A 16091-nucleotide genomic window follows, 5' to 3' on the forward strand; every position below is an offset into this window, starting at 1 on the left:
GCGGCCTAGCGCTTCTTTTTCTTCTTGCGGCGGTCGGCTGCAGCCGCGGCGGCCGCGGAGATGGAGTCCGAGCGGGACTCGAGCAGTTTGAGGGTGGCCGCGACGCGGTCGTCGGGGAGGGCGGCGTCGAGGACTGCCAGGGAGGCATCGGCAAGCATGACGGCGGTGTCCGGGATGGTCTGGTCGGAGGCCAGGAACGGGGGAGTGCCGTCGTTGCCGCGCATTTCAATAACGGAGAGCGCGATGTGGAACGGCAAGGTGGTGCGCGGGTCGTCGTCGCCGACCAGCGCCGCGGCGAAGGTCTGGAAATGGTGCTCCAGGCGGGCGCGGGACTGGTGGTACTCGGCGAATTCCTCCGAGTTCGCCACCGGCAGCTGGTACAGCCGGCCGACGTTCCACCCGCTGGTCAGCAGCAGGCGGGACTCCGCGGCCACCAGCGCCCACAGGCGCAGCTCCGGGGTGGTCTCCAGCTGGGCCAGGTCGTCGGCCAAGTCGAGGGAAGGCTCGATGGTCGAATTCAGCAGCGTTAGAAAGATCTCGGTCTTGGACGGGAAGTGGTAGTAGAGTGAGGCTTGGCGGATGCCCACGGCCTCGGCGATCTGGTGCGTCGAGGTCGTGGCGAAGCCCTGGGTGGTAAACAGCTCGGAGGAGGCGTCCAGGATCTCTTCGCGCGCGGTGCTACCCCGACGACGCGGAGAATTCTTCCGCGGCCTGCCAACTGCACCAGCCATAGACCTACCACACCTTCCTGTTCGCCTGAGGGTCGGACATCAAAGAACCAAAGAACATATCAACCTTATATCTTAGAGGCCATCGCGCTAAGTCGCGCGGGCGGCGATGCCCTGTAATATTGCCGACACCGTGCGGCACGCCGAACCGTAGGCCGTGCGATCCAACGGCGGCAGGTCCGCCAGGCGCTGCTGTGCGGTGCCCGCGTGGTTGAGCCAGGCCCGCAGGTAGAGTTCCAGGCCGGTGCGCCACGCCAGCGACAGCGCCTCGCCCTCGGCGGGAGTAATCAGCTGCTTTTCCGCGCCGATGGCCAGCCGGTCCGCCGTCGGCCGGGGCGCGGGGGCGGCCCAGCGGGCGAGGGAGGCGATGGGCACGAGCAGGAAGTTGTGGATGTCCACGGCGGCATCCGGGTCCGGCAGCCCGTTGACCAACTGCAGCGCCGGCGGCTGCGTGCCCAGTGCCTGCCGCAGCAGCGCTGCCGATGCCTCCTCCGGCAACGGCAGGCCCGCGTCGGCGCGGTAGATAGCCGCGTCCTCCACGGCACGCGGCTCGATGCCTACGGAAGACAGCAGGCCGTCCAAGTCCGCGTTGGCGGGGCCCAGGTAGTCCACCGGCAGGCCGGGTAGGCCATCGCCGCGGGCGATGGGGCCGGTCAGCCGCACCGGGGAATCGACCGCGGGGGAGTAGACCACGCCGTGGACGACGCGGGAATACCACGCGGCCAGCTCCTGGCCGTCCTCGCGGTGATGGAGGGCGTTGCGGGCCAGCTCGTGGGACTCCGCCAAGATGCCGCGGGCGGCGGGCAGTGACTCGCAGCGCCCCGCCTCTTCGGCGAGCTCGGTAAGTGAGGGGTGCAAGGCCATAAGCAACGCGCCTTCCTTTACAGGGACTGTCTCTAGTGCGGGCAGGGTCAATTACGCTCCAGTCTAACGGGTAGCGGGGCCGGCCCGGCGTTGGCTCGGGGCTGGAGAAAAACCAAACGCCGCCGCGGCGACCCCAGGCCCACGAGGGGCGGGGTGCCGGCGACGGCGTTGGTTAGATTCTTTTACCGTGTCACACTTGCCAGCGGCAAAAGTGCGCTGTTGAAACCCTGCTACTTAGTGTTTAGCGGGTGGTGAACGGCAGGAGAGCCATTTCGCGAGCGTTCTTGACCGCGGTAGCAACCTGACGCTGCTGCTGCGGGGTCAGACCGGTGACGCGACGCGAACGAATCTTGTGGCGGTCAGAGATGAACAGACGGAGGGTCTTGGTGTCCTTGTAGTCCACCTTCTCGATGCCCTCTGCCTTCAACGGGTTCTTCTTCGGACGGCGGGTCTGCTCCATCCGGAACTTCTTGTGGTTATTGCGCTTCATTGTTGCAATTCCCCTTTACCAGCTGGACTTACGAACGCCCGGCAGCTCACCGCGGTGAGCCATGCCGCGCATGCGGACACGGGACAGGCCGAACTTGCGGAGGTAACCGCGCGGACGACCATCGTGGGCGTCGCGGTTACGGATGCGGGACTTGGAAGCGTCGCGCGGCTGACGGTTCAGCTCGAACTGTGCCTCCAAACGGTCCTCGTCCGAGGTGTTCGGGTTCTTGATGATTGCCTTGAGCTCAGCGCGACGCTCCGCGTAGCGGGCGACGATTTCCTTGCGCTGCTCGTTCTTAGCGATCTTGGACTTCTTAGCCATTGATTATCGCTCCTCGCGGAATTCGACGTGCTTGCGGGCGATCGGATCGAACTTCTTCAGAGTGATGCGATCCGGGTTGTTGCGCTTGTTCTTACGGGTCACGTAGGTGTAACCGGTGCCCGCGGTGGACTTAAGCTTGATGATCGGGCGAATATCGTTACGTGCCATCTTTAGATCTTCTCCCCACGTGCTCGGATCTTGGCGACGACGGACTCGATGCCGTCGCGGTCGATGATCTTCATACCCTTGGTAGAGACATTCAGGGTGATGGTACGGCCCTCAGAGGGCAGGTAGTACCGACGACGCTGCACGTTGGGGTTCCAACGGCGCGAGGTGCGGCGGTGCGAGTGCGAGACCTGCTTGCCGAATTGCGGCTTGCGGCCCGTTACCTGGCAAATAGCCGACATGGGTCTTCTTTCTCCTAGCCGCCCACATCTTGACTAATTAAAACCACGTGATCGAGTGCCTAGAAGGCTTACTCCGCTCGGAATGTGAGGATGAGCGATTAAAAAATCACGCCGTTTCATTGCAGTAGACGGGGCGTAAACGTACATTGTGACAACAGCAAGGGAAAACCTTACCTTCTCGCGCCCGAATTTCCTAATCGCCTCGTGCGAGCCATGCTTGGCGCCCCGCGTGGGGCCTTGTGTGGCTCCGGGCAGTAGGGGAGTGCGGGGACAGCGGGGGCGCTATACCTCTATATCTTCGCCCTGTCTGAGGACGCCCAGCGTGCTGGGGATAATCTTAAGCCCTCGGCGTAGAATTCGCGCGGCGAAGCCCGCTTTCCGGGCGTGGTTGCCGGGGTGCCTGTGGCTGCTGTGGACACCCGTTGCGTTGGCGCGGGCGAGATTTGGGAAAAGGGCAGGTCGGCTGTAATATAGTCCGAGTTGCTATCGCTCGGGTGCTGCTCGACGGTAGCTGTTTGTCCGTTAGAAAACCCAACTCGGGCACGATCTCCGCCGCCTAGGCCTAGTTTTATAGGCCCGGTGAAAGCGGAGAACCGACCCGAAGTTTCAACCCTGAGGGAATTCGCATGAAGAAAGATATCCACCCGGATTACCACCCGGTGGTCTTCCAGGACGCCGGTACCGGTACCCGCTTCCTGACCAAGTCCACCGCCTCCTCCGATCGCACCGTTGAGTGGGAGGACGGCAACGAGTACCCGCTCATCGTGGTCGACGTTACCGCCGAGTCGCACCCGTTCTGGACCGGTGCACAGCGCGTGATGGACACCGCCGGCCGTGTCGAGCGCTTCAACCAGCGCTTCGGTGGCATGGCTCGCCGCAAGAAGAAGAACGCGTAAGGAGGATAGAAGAAAATGGCAACTCCTAAGTTCAAGATGTCCCGCGCGAACACCCGCTCGCGCCGCTCCCAGTGGAAGGCCGACAACGTCGACCTCCAGGAGGTCACCATCGACGGCCAGACCGTGCGCATCCCGCGCCGTCTGGTCAAGGCCGCCAAGCTCGGCCTGGTTGACGTGGAGCAGTTCTAAGAGTTTTTAGGACGACATAGCTGGGCCGCTAACTGACCGGCCCCTCGCGCCCCGAGTTACCCCGAATAAGGGTAGCCGGGGCGCTTTTCTTATTAAGATTCCCTAAGGGGTACTGACGCGTTGCGTTGTTTTTGCAGCTGAGTGTACCCCTGTTCGATCCTTAATCGGGCCCCAAACCTTAATAAAATTACTTTTACTTTCTGGGTTTCTGGAAAGACTTATCTTAGGACATAATTGAGATATGAAAATTCTCGTGGTGGACGACGAACAGCCGGTGCGTGAATCGCTTTGCCGTTCGCTGAGCTTTAACGGCTACCAGGTCGTCTTGGCCGGGGACGGCGTCGAAGCTGTCGAGACGGTGCACCGGGAATCCCCGGATCTGATGATCCTCGATGTGATGATGCCCAACATGGACGGCCTCGAGGTATGCCGCTCCCTGCGCAGCGAGGGCTGGGAGCGGCCCATTCTCGTGCTGACCGCCCGGGACGGCGTCGCCGATCGGGTGGCGGGGCTGGACGCAGGTGCCGATGACTACCTGCCCAAGCCCTTCGCGCTCGAGGAGCTGCTGGCCCGCGTGCGTTCGCTGGCGCGGCGCGCGGCAGCCGATCCCATCCAGGCCACACCGGAAAAGGAATCCAAGCTGGCCTTCGAGGATCTCTACCTCAACGCGGATACCCGCGAGGTCTGGCGCGGCAAGCGCATGATCTCGCTGACCCGCACCGAGTTCGCGCTGTTGCAGCTGCTGCTGGAAAACCCCCGCAAGGTGCTCGCCCGCGACGTGATCCTAGAAAGCGTGTGGGGTTATGATTTCCCGACCTCGGGCAACGCGCTGGAAGTCTACATCGGCTACCTGCGTAAGAAGACCGAGGCCGAAGGCGAGCCCCGCCTTATCCATACCGTCCGTGGCGTCGGCTACGTGTTGCGAGAGAACACCCCGTGATTTTTCGGAAGCCGGTGTCTCGGGCGCAGTCTTCCGCTCCGCCCGACGAGTTTTCAGACGAACCGACGGTTTACACGGGAAGCTCGCGTCCGTGGGTCTCGCGCACGTCGCTGCGCTGGCGTCTGGCTATTCTCACCGGCCTGATCGTGGCCGTTACCTCGGCTATCATCTGCGCCGGTTCCTACGGGGCCGTGGCGGCCTGCCTGCGCGCCGCCGACAACGAGGCCTTGGAGTCGCACGCGCAGGCGATGCTCGTGCGCACCCAGGCCAACCAGGACCCGGACTACCTGCTCAACGAGATTGAGCACTTCAAGACCGTACACCCCGAGGCCCGGCTCACCGTCTCCCCGGCCGGCGACGCCACCACCTACGGCGACGACCAGGTCCCACCCGAGGATGGCCTCTCCATGGAGCAGGAGGGGGATCTCCACACGATCTCGCTGCGCGCTAACGACGCCTCCTGGGTCGTGCTAACCGACAGCCGGGCCGAGACCGAGAACGTCATTGACATCGTGGGCACGGTGCTGCTGGCCGTCTTCGCCTTGGGGATCCTGCTGGCCATCGCTGGCGGCGTGTGGGTCTCCCAGACCGGCCTGCACCCCATCCAGCGGCTCAAGCGTGCCATCGACCAAGTCGCCAGCACCGGCGACCTGCGCCCCATCTCCGTCGTGGGCACCGACGACATGGCCCAGCTGGCTGTGGCGTTTAACCGCATGCTGGACGCGCTGCAGGAATCCCGCATCAAGCAATCGCAGTTCGTCGCGGACGCCGGCCACGAGCTCAAGACCCCGTTGACGTCTATGCGCACCAATATCGAGCTGCTGATGATGCTCAACAAGTCCAACACCGCGGACAGCCTGAGCGAGCAGGACCGCGCCGAGCTGGAGGCGGACGTCCTAGCCCAGATGCAGGAGCTTTCCGTGCTCATCGGCGATCTGGTGGACCTGGCCCGCGAGGACGCCGTCGACAAGGAGATGGAGCCGGTCGCGCTGGACAAGGTCGTGGCCTCCTCGCTCAAGCGCGCCCGCCGGCGCCGGCCCGACGTCGAATTCCAGGTCCACCTCGAGCCCTGGGTGATGGTCGGCGATCCCTTCGCCCTCGGCCGGGCGGTGCTTAACCTGCTGGACAACGCCGCCAAGTGGTCGCCGGCCGCCGGCATGGTGCGCGTGCGCCTGCAGCGCCTGGACGAGCACACCGCGCGCCTGCGCGTCGACGACTCCGGCGTGGGCATCCCGGAGGCGGAGCGCGAGAAGATCTTCGAGCGTTTCTACCGCTCCGCCGAGGCCCGGAAGATGCCCGGCTCCGGCCTGGGCCTGGCCATCGTGCGCCAGGTCGTGGAGCGCCACAAGGGCACCATCACCGTCGGTGACTCCGACGACCACGGCACGCGCATGGAAATCATCTTCCCGGGCAGCGCCCCCAACACGGACTGGGACACCGAGGACGCTGCGCTCAACCCCGGGGAGACGACCGCCGGGCTGGACGGGTCCTCGGCCTCCGAGCGGCGCGGGCGCGAGTTCGCCAAGCGCTGGTTCAACCAGCGCTAGCCGCGCGCCTGGTAAACGGTTTAGAAGCAAGCCCAACCAACAGTCTCGTGCCCGGGCGGTTGGCCGAATTGTGGACTTGTCACTAAGATCGAATCCCATACAGCAACCTGCCAGATACTCCTAAGCTGTTTGCAGTCGGGTATCAGAGGCACCAAAGGTCAGGGAGGGATACTACGGCTATGAACAACAACAATCCCCATAACGCCGAGCCCACCGGCTCGTCGAGCCCCTACGGTCGCCAGGGGCAGCCCCAGTCGCAGTCGCAGGGCTGGAACCAGCCGCGGACCCCCGACGCGCAGGACACCCAGACGTGGCAGTCTGCCGACGCGCAGTGGGGCCAGCCCCAAGCGCAGGCCAATCCGCAAGCCCCGCAGCAGCCACAGGCTCAACCGCAAGGCCAGCCGGAGGCACCGACCGCCGTCGCCGAGGCGCCGCAGAAGAAGCGCTCCGTCGGCCTGGGCACCGCGCTGGCCATGATGCTGGTCGTCGCCGTGGGCGCGGGCGGTATCACCGGCGCCGTCGTGGGCGGGTCCGGCAGCAACGACTCGACCTCCACCGTCAACGAGGTCCTCAACCGCCCCGCCAACAACGACTCCGCCCCGGCGCCGGCCGAGGGCTCCATCGAGGAGGTCTCCCAGAAGGTCCTGCCCGCGGTCGTGGCGATCCAGGTCGTCACCCGCGGCGGCGCGGCCGAGGGCTCGGGCTCGATCATCTCCCCGGACGGCTACGTGCTGACCAACCACCACGTCGTCGAGGGCGCGGAGCGCTCCTCGGTCGGCGGCATCCAGGTCACCATGAACGACGGCACCCGCAAGGAGGCCGAGCTGGTGGCCTCCGATGCCAACACCGACGTCGCCGTCATCAAAATCAAGGACGCCGAGAACCTGCCCTACCTGGAGTTCGCGGACTCCGATCACCTCAACGTCGGCCAGCAGGTCGTGGCCGTCGGCTCGCCGCTGGGGCTGAACGCGACGGTGACCTCCGGCATCGTCTCGGCCGTCAACCGCCCCGTGCGCGCCTCCCAGGCCGGCGGGGAGCCCTCGCTTATCGATGCCGTCCAGACCGACGCCGCCGTCAACCCCGGCAACTCGGGCGGCCCGCTGGTGGACATGAACGGCAACATCGTCGGCATGAACTCCGTCATCGCCTCCTTGTCCTCCTCGTCGGGGCAGGAGGCCGGCTCCATCGGCCTGGGCTTTGCCATCCCGTCCAACTTCGCCAAGCGCATGGCGGATCAGCTCATCAACAACGGCGAGGTCAAGCACCCGATGCTGGGCGTGCAGGTCGACGGGCGCAACCTCACCCAGGGTGCGCCGGTGGTCAACGTCGAAGAGGGCAGCCCGGCCGCGGAAGCCGGCATCAAGGCCGGCGACGTCATCACCCGCCTGGGTGATCGCCTCATCGAGGACTCGGACACGCTCATCGCGGCGACCCGTTCCCAGGAATTCGGCGAGACCGTGACCTTGGAAGTCGCGGATCCCGACAGCGAGGAGACGCGACAGGTAGAGGTAACGCTGTCGAACGAGTAGATTAAAGCGCAAAGCCGCACCACCGTTAAGGAGAACCATGCCTGTAGACGCCAGCGATTCCGATCGCACAGCCACGCTCGCCGACGCCCCGCGGGGCGGCAACCGCGACAGCCTCCGCGACATCGCGGGGCCGGACGATGCCTACCTGTTGGCCCAGGAGCGCGAACAGTCCATGAACGCGCAGCGCCGCGCCCTGATCGTCATCGTGACGGACCACCCCGAGCAGCATGCCGAAGACAACCGGCGCCTGTGCTCGGAGCTGCTGGCCGAGGCCAATTTCCGCGTCGATGGGGCAGTGGTGGTGCGCTCCAAGAAGTCGAAGATTCGCCAGGCGATTGAGACCGCCGTGGTCGGCGGCGTGGATCTGGTGCTGACCGTCGGCGGCACGGGCGTGGGCCCGCGCGACAAGACCCCGGAGGCCACCCGCACGGTGCTGGACCAGCTGGTCCCGGGCATCGCCCAGGCCCTGCGGTCTTCCGGCCAGGCCTGCGGCGCTGTCGATGCCTGCACCTCCCGCGGCATCGCCGGCGTGTCTGGGTCCACGGTGGTGGTCAACGTGGCGGCCTCCCGTGCGGCCATCCGCGACGGCATGGCGACCCTGACCCCGCTGGTGCACCACCTGGTCGACCAGCTGCAGAAGTACTCGGTGGACTAAGCAGCAGCCAGCCATGACGAATTCCCACTCCCGGCGCGGCAAGCGGCGGCGCGCGGTGCGCCCGAGCGACAGCCCCGACTACGACCGGACGGCGGACCGGCCCCCGTTCGTGTCCGCGTTCGGCTCCGCAGATGCAGAAAGGGCCGTCGAAGTAGACGACGGCCCTCAAAGCTTAGAAGGTCCTGATGGGGACGGGGCGCGCGGGGAAGCGTTCTACCGCGAGCAAATCCCGCCGCACTATTAGAACTTGTAGTGCCGATCCTTAGGCGCGGTGCTTGCCGGCGGCATCATCACCGGTGATTGACTTGCCCGGACCCTCGGTCGATTCTTCGGCCAGGTCGCTGGTCTGGCCGGTGACCTTGTCGCCGACGTTGTTCTGGGCGGCGAGCAGGTCGCGGATTTCGATGAGCAGGTCGTCAGTGGTGGGGGTGGCTTCCTCCGGGTCGATGCCCTTGCGGCGCTTGGCGGCCTCGGCCAGCTTGTTCATCGGCATGACGATGAGGAAGTAGACCACGGCGGCGATGATCAGGAAGTTGATGGCCGCGGTGATGACGGCACCCAGGTCAATGCGGGTGGTCGGGTCATCGGCCTTGATCTGGAACGCCAGCCCGCCGACCTCGGCGGAACCGAAGGAGTTGATGAGCGGCTGGATCAGGGAATCGGTCACGGCCGTGACGATGGCGGTGAAAGCGGAGCCGATGATGACGGCGATTGCCAGTTCAATCACGTTACCGCGGAGGATGAAGTCTTTGAAGCCCTTCAACATGGCGAAGTCCTTTCGATGTTTAGCCTGCTCGGTCTCCGGTGACCACCACGGTGAGCGGAAAACTCAGCGAGGCGGCCGCCACTTTCTTCGCGGCGGGGGCCGGCAGTGCAATTAGAATAGTAGCCGCTTGGGAGCCCGTGGTCTCTCCCGCGGCGGCCGTGGAGACGATTTTTCCCTCCTGCGCCACGACGGTTTCCGCCTCCCCGGCGTCGGCCGGCGGCGCGCCCTGACCTGTCCCACCGTTGCTGACCACGCTGACCGTATCCCCGTGCGCGAGCAGCGCGGCGATGTCCGGCTCCGCGAGCTTAATCGGCACCAAATGATAGTCCTGACCCGTCGATTCCCCCAACGCGTGGGTAAGCTCCTCGCCCAACAGGCGGGACTCGGTGACCACCTCGCCGGCCGATCCGGCCGCCACGACCACCCGCCCCGCTAAATCCTCCGGCCCCGCCTGGTCGGCCACGCCCGCCGGGATGGCGTCGCGCGGCAGGGAACGCCACTCGACGTCCTCGGCCGCCAGCTCCTGGCCGGCCGCGACCTCGCGGGCGAAGACCGGCACCCGCGGGTTGTCCTTCCACCCGCTCAGCCCCACCAAGCCGGCCGCGACCACCAGCGCGCCGGCCGCCAGCTTTTTCAGAAGGCTCGCGCGCGGGTGCCCCGGGGTGGCCAGGGTGTGCCGCAGGGAAGAAAAACCAGTAAAACTCCGCATGTCTATATAGACTGCGCCCGGACCACCGCCGGTTCCCAGGCAGAGGAACTTAGTGCCTAGAACAGCTCCACGCCGGCGTCGGTGAGCGCGCCGTCGCAGGGCACGTCGTGGGCATCGGCCGGCAACTCGTCCACGACCTCGCTGGAGTGCACCACGGCCAGCTTCAGCGGCCCGCCCGCCGGCAGGCCGGCCAGCGCGCGGTCGTAATAGCCCGCGCCCTTGCCTAGCCGAAACCCGCGCCGGTCCACGGCCATCGCCGGCACCAGCAGGACGTCGAGGCCTGCCAGCACCGTGGAATTAAACCGCGGGCCCTCCGGCTCCGCGATGCCCAGCGCCCCCGCCCGCGTGGCCTTCTCGCCGTGGTAGCTGGCCCACAGCAGTGTGCCGCCGGGCATCGACAGCGGCAGCCACACCTGCTGGCTGGCCGCCGCGACCGCCGCCAGCCACTCCTTGCCGCCCGGCTCGCTGGCCAGCGGGGCATAGGCCGCCACGCGCGGGTGCTCAAAGGCGCGCAGGAAGCGGTCGGTGTGGGCGATTAAGGAGGCATCGTCGGCCGGGGCGCGGCGGGCGTTGCGGAAATGCTCGCGCAGTTGCTGCTTATCGGCGTCGGGGGAGGGCAAATTCATAACTTAAATACTAATAGGGCGTATCGGTGCCCGAAACGGATTAGGCGAGCAGGTAAGGTCAGATCCATGTCTAACGAGCGCGAGAATACCCCGCACGGGGTGAAAACCGTAGTGGTTCCGGCCGCCGGCATGGGGACGCGTTTCCTCCCGGCCACCAAGACCGTGCCCAAGGAGCTGCTGCCAGTAGTCGATACACCTGGCATCGAGCTCATCGCCGAGGAAGCCGCCTCCGTCGGCGCCCAGCGACTGGCGGTTATCACCGCCCCGAACAAGCAAGAGGTCATGCGCCACTTCGAGCGCTTCCCCGACCTGACCGAGACCCTGGCCGAGCGGGGCAAGGACGAGCAGGTCGCCAAGGTGCAGCGCGCCGCGGACCTCATCCACCCCATCGCCGTCGAGCAGGCCGAGCCGCTGGGCCTCGGCCACGCCGTCGGCCTGGCCGAGTCCGTCCTGGACGAGGACGAGGACTTCTTCGCCGTCATGCTGCCGGACGACATCGTCCTGCCCGCCACCGTCATGGAGGACATGGCGCGCGTGCGCGCGGCCCTAGGCGGGTCCGTCCTGTGTGCCTTCGAGGTCGACCGCGAGGAGACCTACAACTACGGCGTCTTCGACGTCGAGGACACTAACGCGCCGGGCGTGAAGAAGGTCGTCGGCATGGTCGAAAAGCCCGATCCTGCCGATGCCCCCTCCAACCTCGTGGCCACCGGCCGCTACCTGCTGGACCGCAAGATCTTCGACGCCCTGCGGCGCATCGGCCCGGGCAAGGGCGGCGAGCTGCAGCTGACCGACGCCATCGAGCTGCTCATCCAGGAAGGCGAGCCCGTGCACGTGGTGGTCCACCGCGGAAAGCGCCACGACCTGGGCAACCCCGGCGGCTACATCCCCGCCAACGTCGACTTCGGACTGCGCGACGAGAAATACGGCCCGGCGCTGTATAAGGCGATCAAGCATATTATTGCGGAGTACGAGCAAGAGAACGGGTTGGCGGAGAACTAACCGGGGAAAGGCGGCGCGTTGCTATGCGTTCTGTGGAAGAGCAACTGGAGTTTGTCACCGATGCGGCGGTCACGCCCGAGCCGGTGCGGATCGCCATCGCCAACGCTTTGGGGCTGAAGTGTGCCGAGGAGGTCCAGGCGCACCAGCCGCTGCCGGGCTTCCCGCAGGCGGCCATCGATGGCTACGCCGTCCGCGCGGTTGATATCGGCGGCGAGCGCGGCCTCGGCCTGCGCGACCCGGACGCGGAGGAGGCCCCGGAGCCGGAGACCGAGCGTTCCCTGCCGGTGGTGGGGGAGGTCCCGGCCGGTTCCCGGCAGCCGCTGCGCCTCCAGCCGAAGCAGGCCGTGCGCGTCTACACGGGCGCGCCCCTGCCCACGCTTGCCGATGCCGTCCTTCCCCTCGAGTGGACCGACCGCGGGCGCAAGCGCATGGTCGCCCACCGCCCGGTGCGCTCCGGCGATTTCGTGCGCCGCGTCGGCGACGACATCCAGCCCGGCGACGTCGCCGTGTCTGCCGGCACCATCCTGGGCCCGGCCCAGATCGGGCTGCTGGCCGCGGTGGGGCGCTCGAAGGTGCTGGCCTACCCTCGCCCCCGCGTGACCGTGATTTCCTTCGGCCGCGAGCTGGTCGACATCGACCGCGAGCCGGGCCTGGGCCAGGTCTTCGACGTCAACTCCTACGCGCTGGCGGCCGCCGCCCGCGAGGCCGGCGCCGAGGTCACCCGCGTGGGTATCGCCGAGGGCGAGCCGCGGCGCATCCGGGAAAACCTGGAGACCCAGATCGCGCGCAGCGAGGTCATCGTGATTTCCGGGGCCGTCGGCGGCGCCGGCTCCGCCGCCATCCGCGAGGTGTTGGACCAGCTCGGCGACATCGACACCACGCGGGTGGCCATGCACCCGGGCTCCGTGCAGGGCTTCGGGCTGCTGGGCGACGAGCGCATCCCGACGTTTTTGCTTTCGTCCAACCCGGTCTCCGCCCTGGTGGTCTTCGAGGTCTTCGTTCGCCCGCTCATCCGGCTGGCGCTGGGCAAGCGCAACGCCGCGCGCCGGGTGGTGCGCGCCCGCGCCGTCAACCACATCGACTCCCGCCTGGGCCGCCGCGGCTATATCCGCGCCCGCCTGATGCGCGACGCCGACACCGCCGACTACCTGGTCGAGGGCCTGTCCGGCGCGGGCGGGGCGCCGGCCCACCTGCTGGCCGGCCTGGCCGAGGCCAACGCTCTTATCCGCGTGCCGGAGTCCGTGACGGATATCCGCCCCGGCGACGTCGTCGACGTCATGTTCATCACCCAGCGCTCATGATCGACCCCTTCGGCTGGGCGCGGCACAGCTGGCAGCGCCACACCGGGGCGCGGGAATCGCGCGCCATCGAGCACCCCGGATGGCCGGAGGTCACCGAGACCGTGCGCATCCGCCCGAACGCCCGCTTCCCGCGCGGGGCCGAGGTGCGCCTGCGGCCGTTGCACCGCACGGACGGGGCGGACTGGCGCACGCAGCGCCTCCACGACGAGGCCCACCTGCGGCACGTCGAGCCGACGATGCCCACCAGCTGGGCCGCCGCCCACAGCTCCCAGGCCTGGTGGAATCACCTGTGGTACCTGGGCGCGGCGGCGCGCCAGGGGGTGGTGGTGCCCTTTGCCATCGAGTGCAACGGGCGTTTCGCCGGGCAGCTCACGCTGGGCAATATCCAGCACGGCAGCGTGAGCGAATGCTGGATCGGCTACTGGGTCTTTTCGGAGATGACCGGCGGGCACCTGGCCACCGTGGCCTGCGCTTTGGGCACCGACCACGCCTTCCGGCGCGTGGGCATGCACCGCGTGACGGCCACGTTCCTGCCCAACAACGCCGCCTCCGGGCGGGTCTTATTCAACAACGGCTTCCGCGAGGAGGGCATCGCCCGCCGCAGCCTGCACATCGATGGCGAGTGGCGCGATCACCATTTCGTCGCCTTGGTCCGCGACGACTTCCCGGATAGCTGCGTCGCGCGGCTGCGGGCGGCCGGCGTGCTGGATTAGCTCGCCGGATTGGGCGTGGCGCAGGCCGGTTGAGGGTCAAGCGCGAAGTACTGTGGTTGTGACAATCGTCAAACTATGAAAGAGGTAGCGCGTAGTGTCTCCTGGCCTCATTCTCATCCTGATCCTGGTGGTCTGGCTCTTCGTCCTGGCGCCGTGGCTGCTGCGGGGCCAGCGCCCGGTCAGCCACACCGGCGACGGCTTCGAGGACACCCGGGTGCTCTTCGAAGGCGACCAGGGCAAGGTCGCCGGCCGCCGCAAGCCGCGGGTGACCGCGCAGGACGTGCACCGCACTGATGCCGACGACGACTACGAAATCGTCGACGCCGAGCCGGCCAGCCTGGCCGTGCCGGTCTCCGCGCAGGAAGAGACCATCGACGGCGAGGTCGTCGACTCGCCCCTGCTCGACGATGCCCCCGCCGCGGACGCCGAGACCGGCGAGGACGTTCCGGCCGAGGACAGCGAGGGCGCTGAGGATTTAACTGCGGAGGAGGCCCCCGAATACTTCGACCCGCCGCAGGTCGACGAGGTCGCCGCCGACGCCTACCCGCTGGACGCGTCCTACACCTCCCCGGTGGATCTCATGTACCCCGGCGCAGTCGACGCCGATGCCGCCGCCACCGCCAGCGCCGCCGAGGAGACCGCGGAGGCTGCGGAAGCTACGGAGGAGGCCGAGATCAGCGGCGATGACGAGCTTTCTGCCGAGGAGCTGGAATTCGCCAAGCGCCGGCTAGGCCGCGGCGGCTGGGATCCGGAGGCCGATAAGGCCGCGTCCACCGACCGCTACCAGCGCCGCCAGCGCACGCTGCTGGGCCTGGCCGTCGCCGTGGTGGCCACGGTCGCCCTGGGCATCATCCTCGGCGGCTGGGGCTGGCTGCCCGCCGCCGTGGTCGCCGTGCTCTCCGTGGTCTACCTGGTGGCCCTGCGCACCCAGGTGCGCCAGGAGCAGGCCCTGCGCCACCGCCGCGTCCGCCAGCTGCGGCGCGCCCGCCTGGGCGTGCGCAACGCCGCCGACGAGGAGCTGGCCATCCCGCGCAGCCTCCGCCGCCCCGGCGCGGTAGTCCTCGAGGTCGACGACGATAGCCCCGACTTCGACCACCTGCCGGTCTACTACCACGACGACGACTCCACCGGCGACCGCGCCCCGGTCCGCCGGGACGACCTGGCCGCCCGCCGCGTCGGCTAGCCCCAAGACCTTGCCTCAGAGCCTGGCGTCGAAGCCGTGCCCTTGAGCTTGGTCCCGAGGCCTAGTCCCAGAGCCCCGAGCACCCGCGCCGGTGCGAGCCCACCAGGTGGGTATCGACCATCCCGATGGCCTCCATCAGCGCGAAATAGGTGGTCGGCCCCACGAACTTAAATCCCCGCTTCTTCAGCGCCTTCGACATCTGCGTCGATTCCTCTGAGGTGGTGGGGATTTCTTTTGCCACCTCCGGCCGCGGCGTATCCGCCGGCCGGAAGGACCACAGGAATTCGCTCAGGCCGCCCTCGGCGCGCAGGGCGACGGTGGCGCGGGCGTTGTCGATGGCGGCCTGGATTTTGCGGCGGTTGCGGATGATGGTGGCATCGTTAGCCAGGCGCTCGACGTCGTCCGCCCCGAAGGCGGCCACGGTGTCGGGGTCGAAGTCGGCGAAGGCTAGGCGGAAGGCGGGCCGCCGGCTCAAGATGAGTCGCCAGGACAGGCCCGCCTGGAAGCCCTCCAACACGAGCCTTTCGTAGAGGCCCGCCTCCGAGTAGACGGGCAGGCCCCATTCGGTGTCGTAATACTCGCGCAAAAGCTCGTCCCCAGCCGCCCACGGGGTGCGCGCGAGCCCGTCGGGGCCGGTTACTGGTCCGGTGTCAGTGCTAGTGCTATCCATCGGTAGTTGCTCCTCAAAGGTAAATGTGCGTGATTGCTACCGTTTAGACTGCCGCCGGGCCCGTTTGGGTTCCCCGGCCCGCCTCCAGCTCCAGCAGCCAGCGCTTGGCGGCCAGGCCGCCGCGGTAGTTGCCCAGGGAGCCGTCGGAGCGCACCACGCGGTGGCAGGGCACGAACAGCGGCAGAGGGTTGCGCGCGCAGGCGTTGCCCACCGCGCGCACGGCCGCCGGCTGGCCGGCTCGGGCGGCCAGCTGCCCGTAGCTAAGTTTCTCGCCGTAGCCCACGCGGGCCAGCTCGCGCAGCACCGCCGCGGTAAACGGCGGCTGGCTGGTATAGTCCAACGGCACGTCGAAGGGCTTTGGCGAGCCCGCAAAATAGGCCCGCAGCTGCCGCGCGGCCTCCTCTAGGAGTGGCGTGGTGCCGGGGGTGGCATCGGCCGGCAGTTCGTCGCTGGGCAGGGCGAGCTGCGTTAAGGCCTGGTCGGTGCCCGCCAACCCGAGGTGGCCCAGCGGGCTATCGAGCAGATACACGTGAGTCATCGCGGCGCCTTTCTTTAGCA

At 67.4% G+C, this 16091-nt stretch carries 21 protein-coding genes; 10 read left to right on the top strand and 11 right to left on the bottom strand.

The annotated features are described in order from the left end of the window. Positions 1-5 precede the first annotated feature (5 nt). From VVR85_RS02925 to rpmB, 6 genes are all read right to left on the bottom strand, one after another. Positions 6-731 (bottom strand): TetR/AcrR family transcriptional regulator, encoded by a 726-nt coding sequence (locus tag VVR85_RS02925; protein WP_368519476.1) that lies wholly within the window; start codon positions 729-731, stop codon positions 6-8. Between the two features lie 87 nt (positions 732-818). Beyond that, entirely contained in the window at positions 819-1592 is a 774-nt protein-coding gene (locus VVR85_RS02930) for a putative nucleotidyltransferase substrate binding domain-containing protein (protein WP_368519477.1), read from the bottom strand. Between the two features lie 241 nt (positions 1593-1833). Next, positions 1834-2082 (bottom strand): 30S ribosomal protein S18, encoded by a 249-nt coding sequence (gene rpsR, locus VVR85_RS02935; protein ID WP_070767894.1) that lies wholly within the window; start codon positions 2080-2082, stop codon positions 1834-1836. A 15-nt stretch (positions 2083-2097) separates the two neighbouring features. Then, positions 2098-2403, bottom strand: a complete 306-nt coding sequence (rpsN, locus tag VVR85_RS02940) for a 30S ribosomal protein S14 (protein WP_070767893.1) — start codon at positions 2401-2403, stop codon at positions 2098-2100. Positions 2404-2406: 3 nt separating this feature from the next. After that, on the bottom strand, positions 2407-2571 hold the full coding sequence (rpmG, locus tag VVR85_RS02945) for a 50S ribosomal protein L33 (RefSeq protein ID WP_005279910.1): 165 nt from the start codon (positions 2569-2571) through the stop codon (positions 2407-2409). Positions 2572-2573: 2 nt separating this feature from the next. Next, positions 2574-2810, bottom strand: coding sequence for a 50S ribosomal protein L28 (rpmB, locus tag VVR85_RS02950; RefSeq protein ID WP_070767892.1), 237 nt, complete (start codon positions 2808-2810; stop codon positions 2574-2576). A gap of 626 nt (positions 2811-3436) precedes the next feature. Here rpmB and VVR85_RS02955 point away from each other — a divergent pair. From VVR85_RS02955 to VVR85_RS02980, 6 genes are all read left to right on the top strand, one after another. Beyond that, on the top strand, positions 3437-3706 hold the full coding sequence (locus VVR85_RS02955; protein ID WP_290225415.1) for a type B 50S ribosomal protein L31: 270 nt from the start codon (positions 3437-3439) through the stop codon (positions 3704-3706). Between the two features lie 15 nt (positions 3707-3721). Further along, complete coding sequence (rpmF, locus tag VVR85_RS02960) at positions 3722-3895, top strand: 50S ribosomal protein L32 (RefSeq protein WP_070767890.1); 174 nt, start codon at positions 3722-3724, stop codon at positions 3893-3895. Positions 3896-4136: 241 nt separating this feature from the next. Beyond that, positions 4137-4835 (top strand): response regulator transcription factor, encoded by a 699-nt coding sequence (locus tag VVR85_RS02965; protein ID WP_368519478.1) that lies wholly within the window; start codon positions 4137-4139, stop codon positions 4833-4835. Next, a complete protein-coding gene (locus VVR85_RS02970) occupies positions 4832-6382 on the top strand; it encodes an ATP-binding protein (protein ID WP_368519479.1) in 1551 nt (516 codons plus the stop codon). The genes VVR85_RS02965 and VVR85_RS02970 overlap by 4 nt, the downstream gene beginning before the upstream one ends. Positions 6383-6561: 179 nt before the next feature. Then, on the top strand, positions 6562-7911 hold the full coding sequence (locus tag VVR85_RS02975) for a S1C family serine protease (protein ID WP_368519480.1): 1350 nt from the start codon (positions 6562-6564) through the stop codon (positions 7909-7911). A 37-nt stretch (positions 7912-7948) separates the two neighbouring features. Next, the gene (locus tag VVR85_RS02980) at positions 7949-8566 is read left to right on the top strand and encodes a molybdenum cofactor biosynthesis protein B (RefSeq protein WP_368519481.1); all 618 of its coding nucleotides are present in this window, start codon (positions 7949-7951) and stop codon (positions 8564-8566) included. Positions 8567-8828: 262 nt separating this feature from the next. On the opposite strand, the gene mscL is transcribed toward VVR85_RS02980, so the two are convergent. Genes mscL through VVR85_RS02995 form a run of 3 tightly spaced genes read right to left on the bottom strand, consistent with a single transcriptional unit; the run spans position 8829 to position 10667 of the window. Next, complete coding sequence (gene mscL, locus VVR85_RS02985) at positions 8829-9332, bottom strand: large-conductance mechanosensitive channel protein MscL (protein WP_368519482.1); 504 nt, start codon at positions 9330-9332, stop codon at positions 8829-8831. A 19-nt stretch (positions 9333-9351) separates the two neighbouring features. Beyond that, on the bottom strand, positions 9352-10041 hold the full coding sequence (locus VVR85_RS02990; RefSeq protein WP_368519483.1) for an SAF domain-containing protein: 690 nt from the start codon (positions 10039-10041) through the stop codon (positions 9352-9354). 56 nt (positions 10042-10097) lie between these two features. Continuing rightward, on the bottom strand, positions 10098-10667 hold the full coding sequence (locus VVR85_RS02995; RefSeq protein WP_368519484.1) for a 5-formyltetrahydrofolate cyclo-ligase: 570 nt from the start codon (positions 10665-10667) through the stop codon (positions 10098-10100). Between the two features lie 66 nt (positions 10668-10733). Between VVR85_RS02995 and VVR85_RS03000 the strand changes: the two genes are divergently transcribed. The 4 genes from VVR85_RS03000 (at position 10734) to glpR (ending at position 14863) form a co-directional block, all read left to right on the top strand. Then, the gene (locus VVR85_RS03000) at positions 10734-11666 is read left to right on the top strand and encodes a UTP--glucose-1-phosphate uridylyltransferase (RefSeq protein ID WP_368519485.1); all 933 of its coding nucleotides are present in this window, start codon (positions 10734-10736) and stop codon (positions 11664-11666) included. A gap of 23 nt (positions 11667-11689) precedes the next feature. Then, positions 11690-12967, top strand: a complete 1278-nt coding sequence (gene glp / locus VVR85_RS03005; protein WP_368519486.1) for a gephyrin-like molybdotransferase Glp — start codon at positions 11690-11692, stop codon at positions 12965-12967. Beyond that, on the top strand, positions 12964-13680 hold the full coding sequence (locus VVR85_RS03010; RefSeq protein WP_368519487.1) for a GNAT family N-acetyltransferase: 717 nt from the start codon (positions 12964-12966) through the stop codon (positions 13678-13680). The genes glp and VVR85_RS03010 overlap by 4 nt, the downstream gene beginning before the upstream one ends. 94 nt (positions 13681-13774) lie before the next feature. Next, the gene (glpR, locus tag VVR85_RS03015; protein ID WP_368519488.1) at positions 13775-14863 is read left to right on the top strand and encodes a gephyrin-like molybdotransferase receptor GlpR; all 1089 of its coding nucleotides are present in this window, start codon (positions 13775-13777) and stop codon (positions 14861-14863) included. 61 nt (positions 14864-14924) lie between these two features. On the opposite strand, the gene VVR85_RS03020 is transcribed toward glpR, so the two are convergent. Next, positions 14925-15533 (bottom strand): DNA-3-methyladenine glycosylase I, encoded by a 609-nt coding sequence (locus VVR85_RS03020; RefSeq protein WP_368519489.1) that lies wholly within the window; start codon positions 15531-15533, stop codon positions 14925-14927. 43 nt (positions 15534-15576) lie between these two features. Beyond that, positions 15577-16071, bottom strand: a complete 495-nt coding sequence (locus tag VVR85_RS03025; RefSeq protein ID WP_368519490.1) for a methylated-DNA--[protein]-cysteine S-methyltransferase — start codon at positions 16069-16071, stop codon at positions 15577-15579. Positions 16072-16091: the final 20 nt, after the last annotated feature.

It is taken from the genome of Corynebacterium sp. LK2590 (assembly GCF_040946105.1).
Taxonomy (GTDB): Bacteria; Actinomycetota; Actinomycetes; order Mycobacteriales; family Mycobacteriaceae; genus Corynebacterium.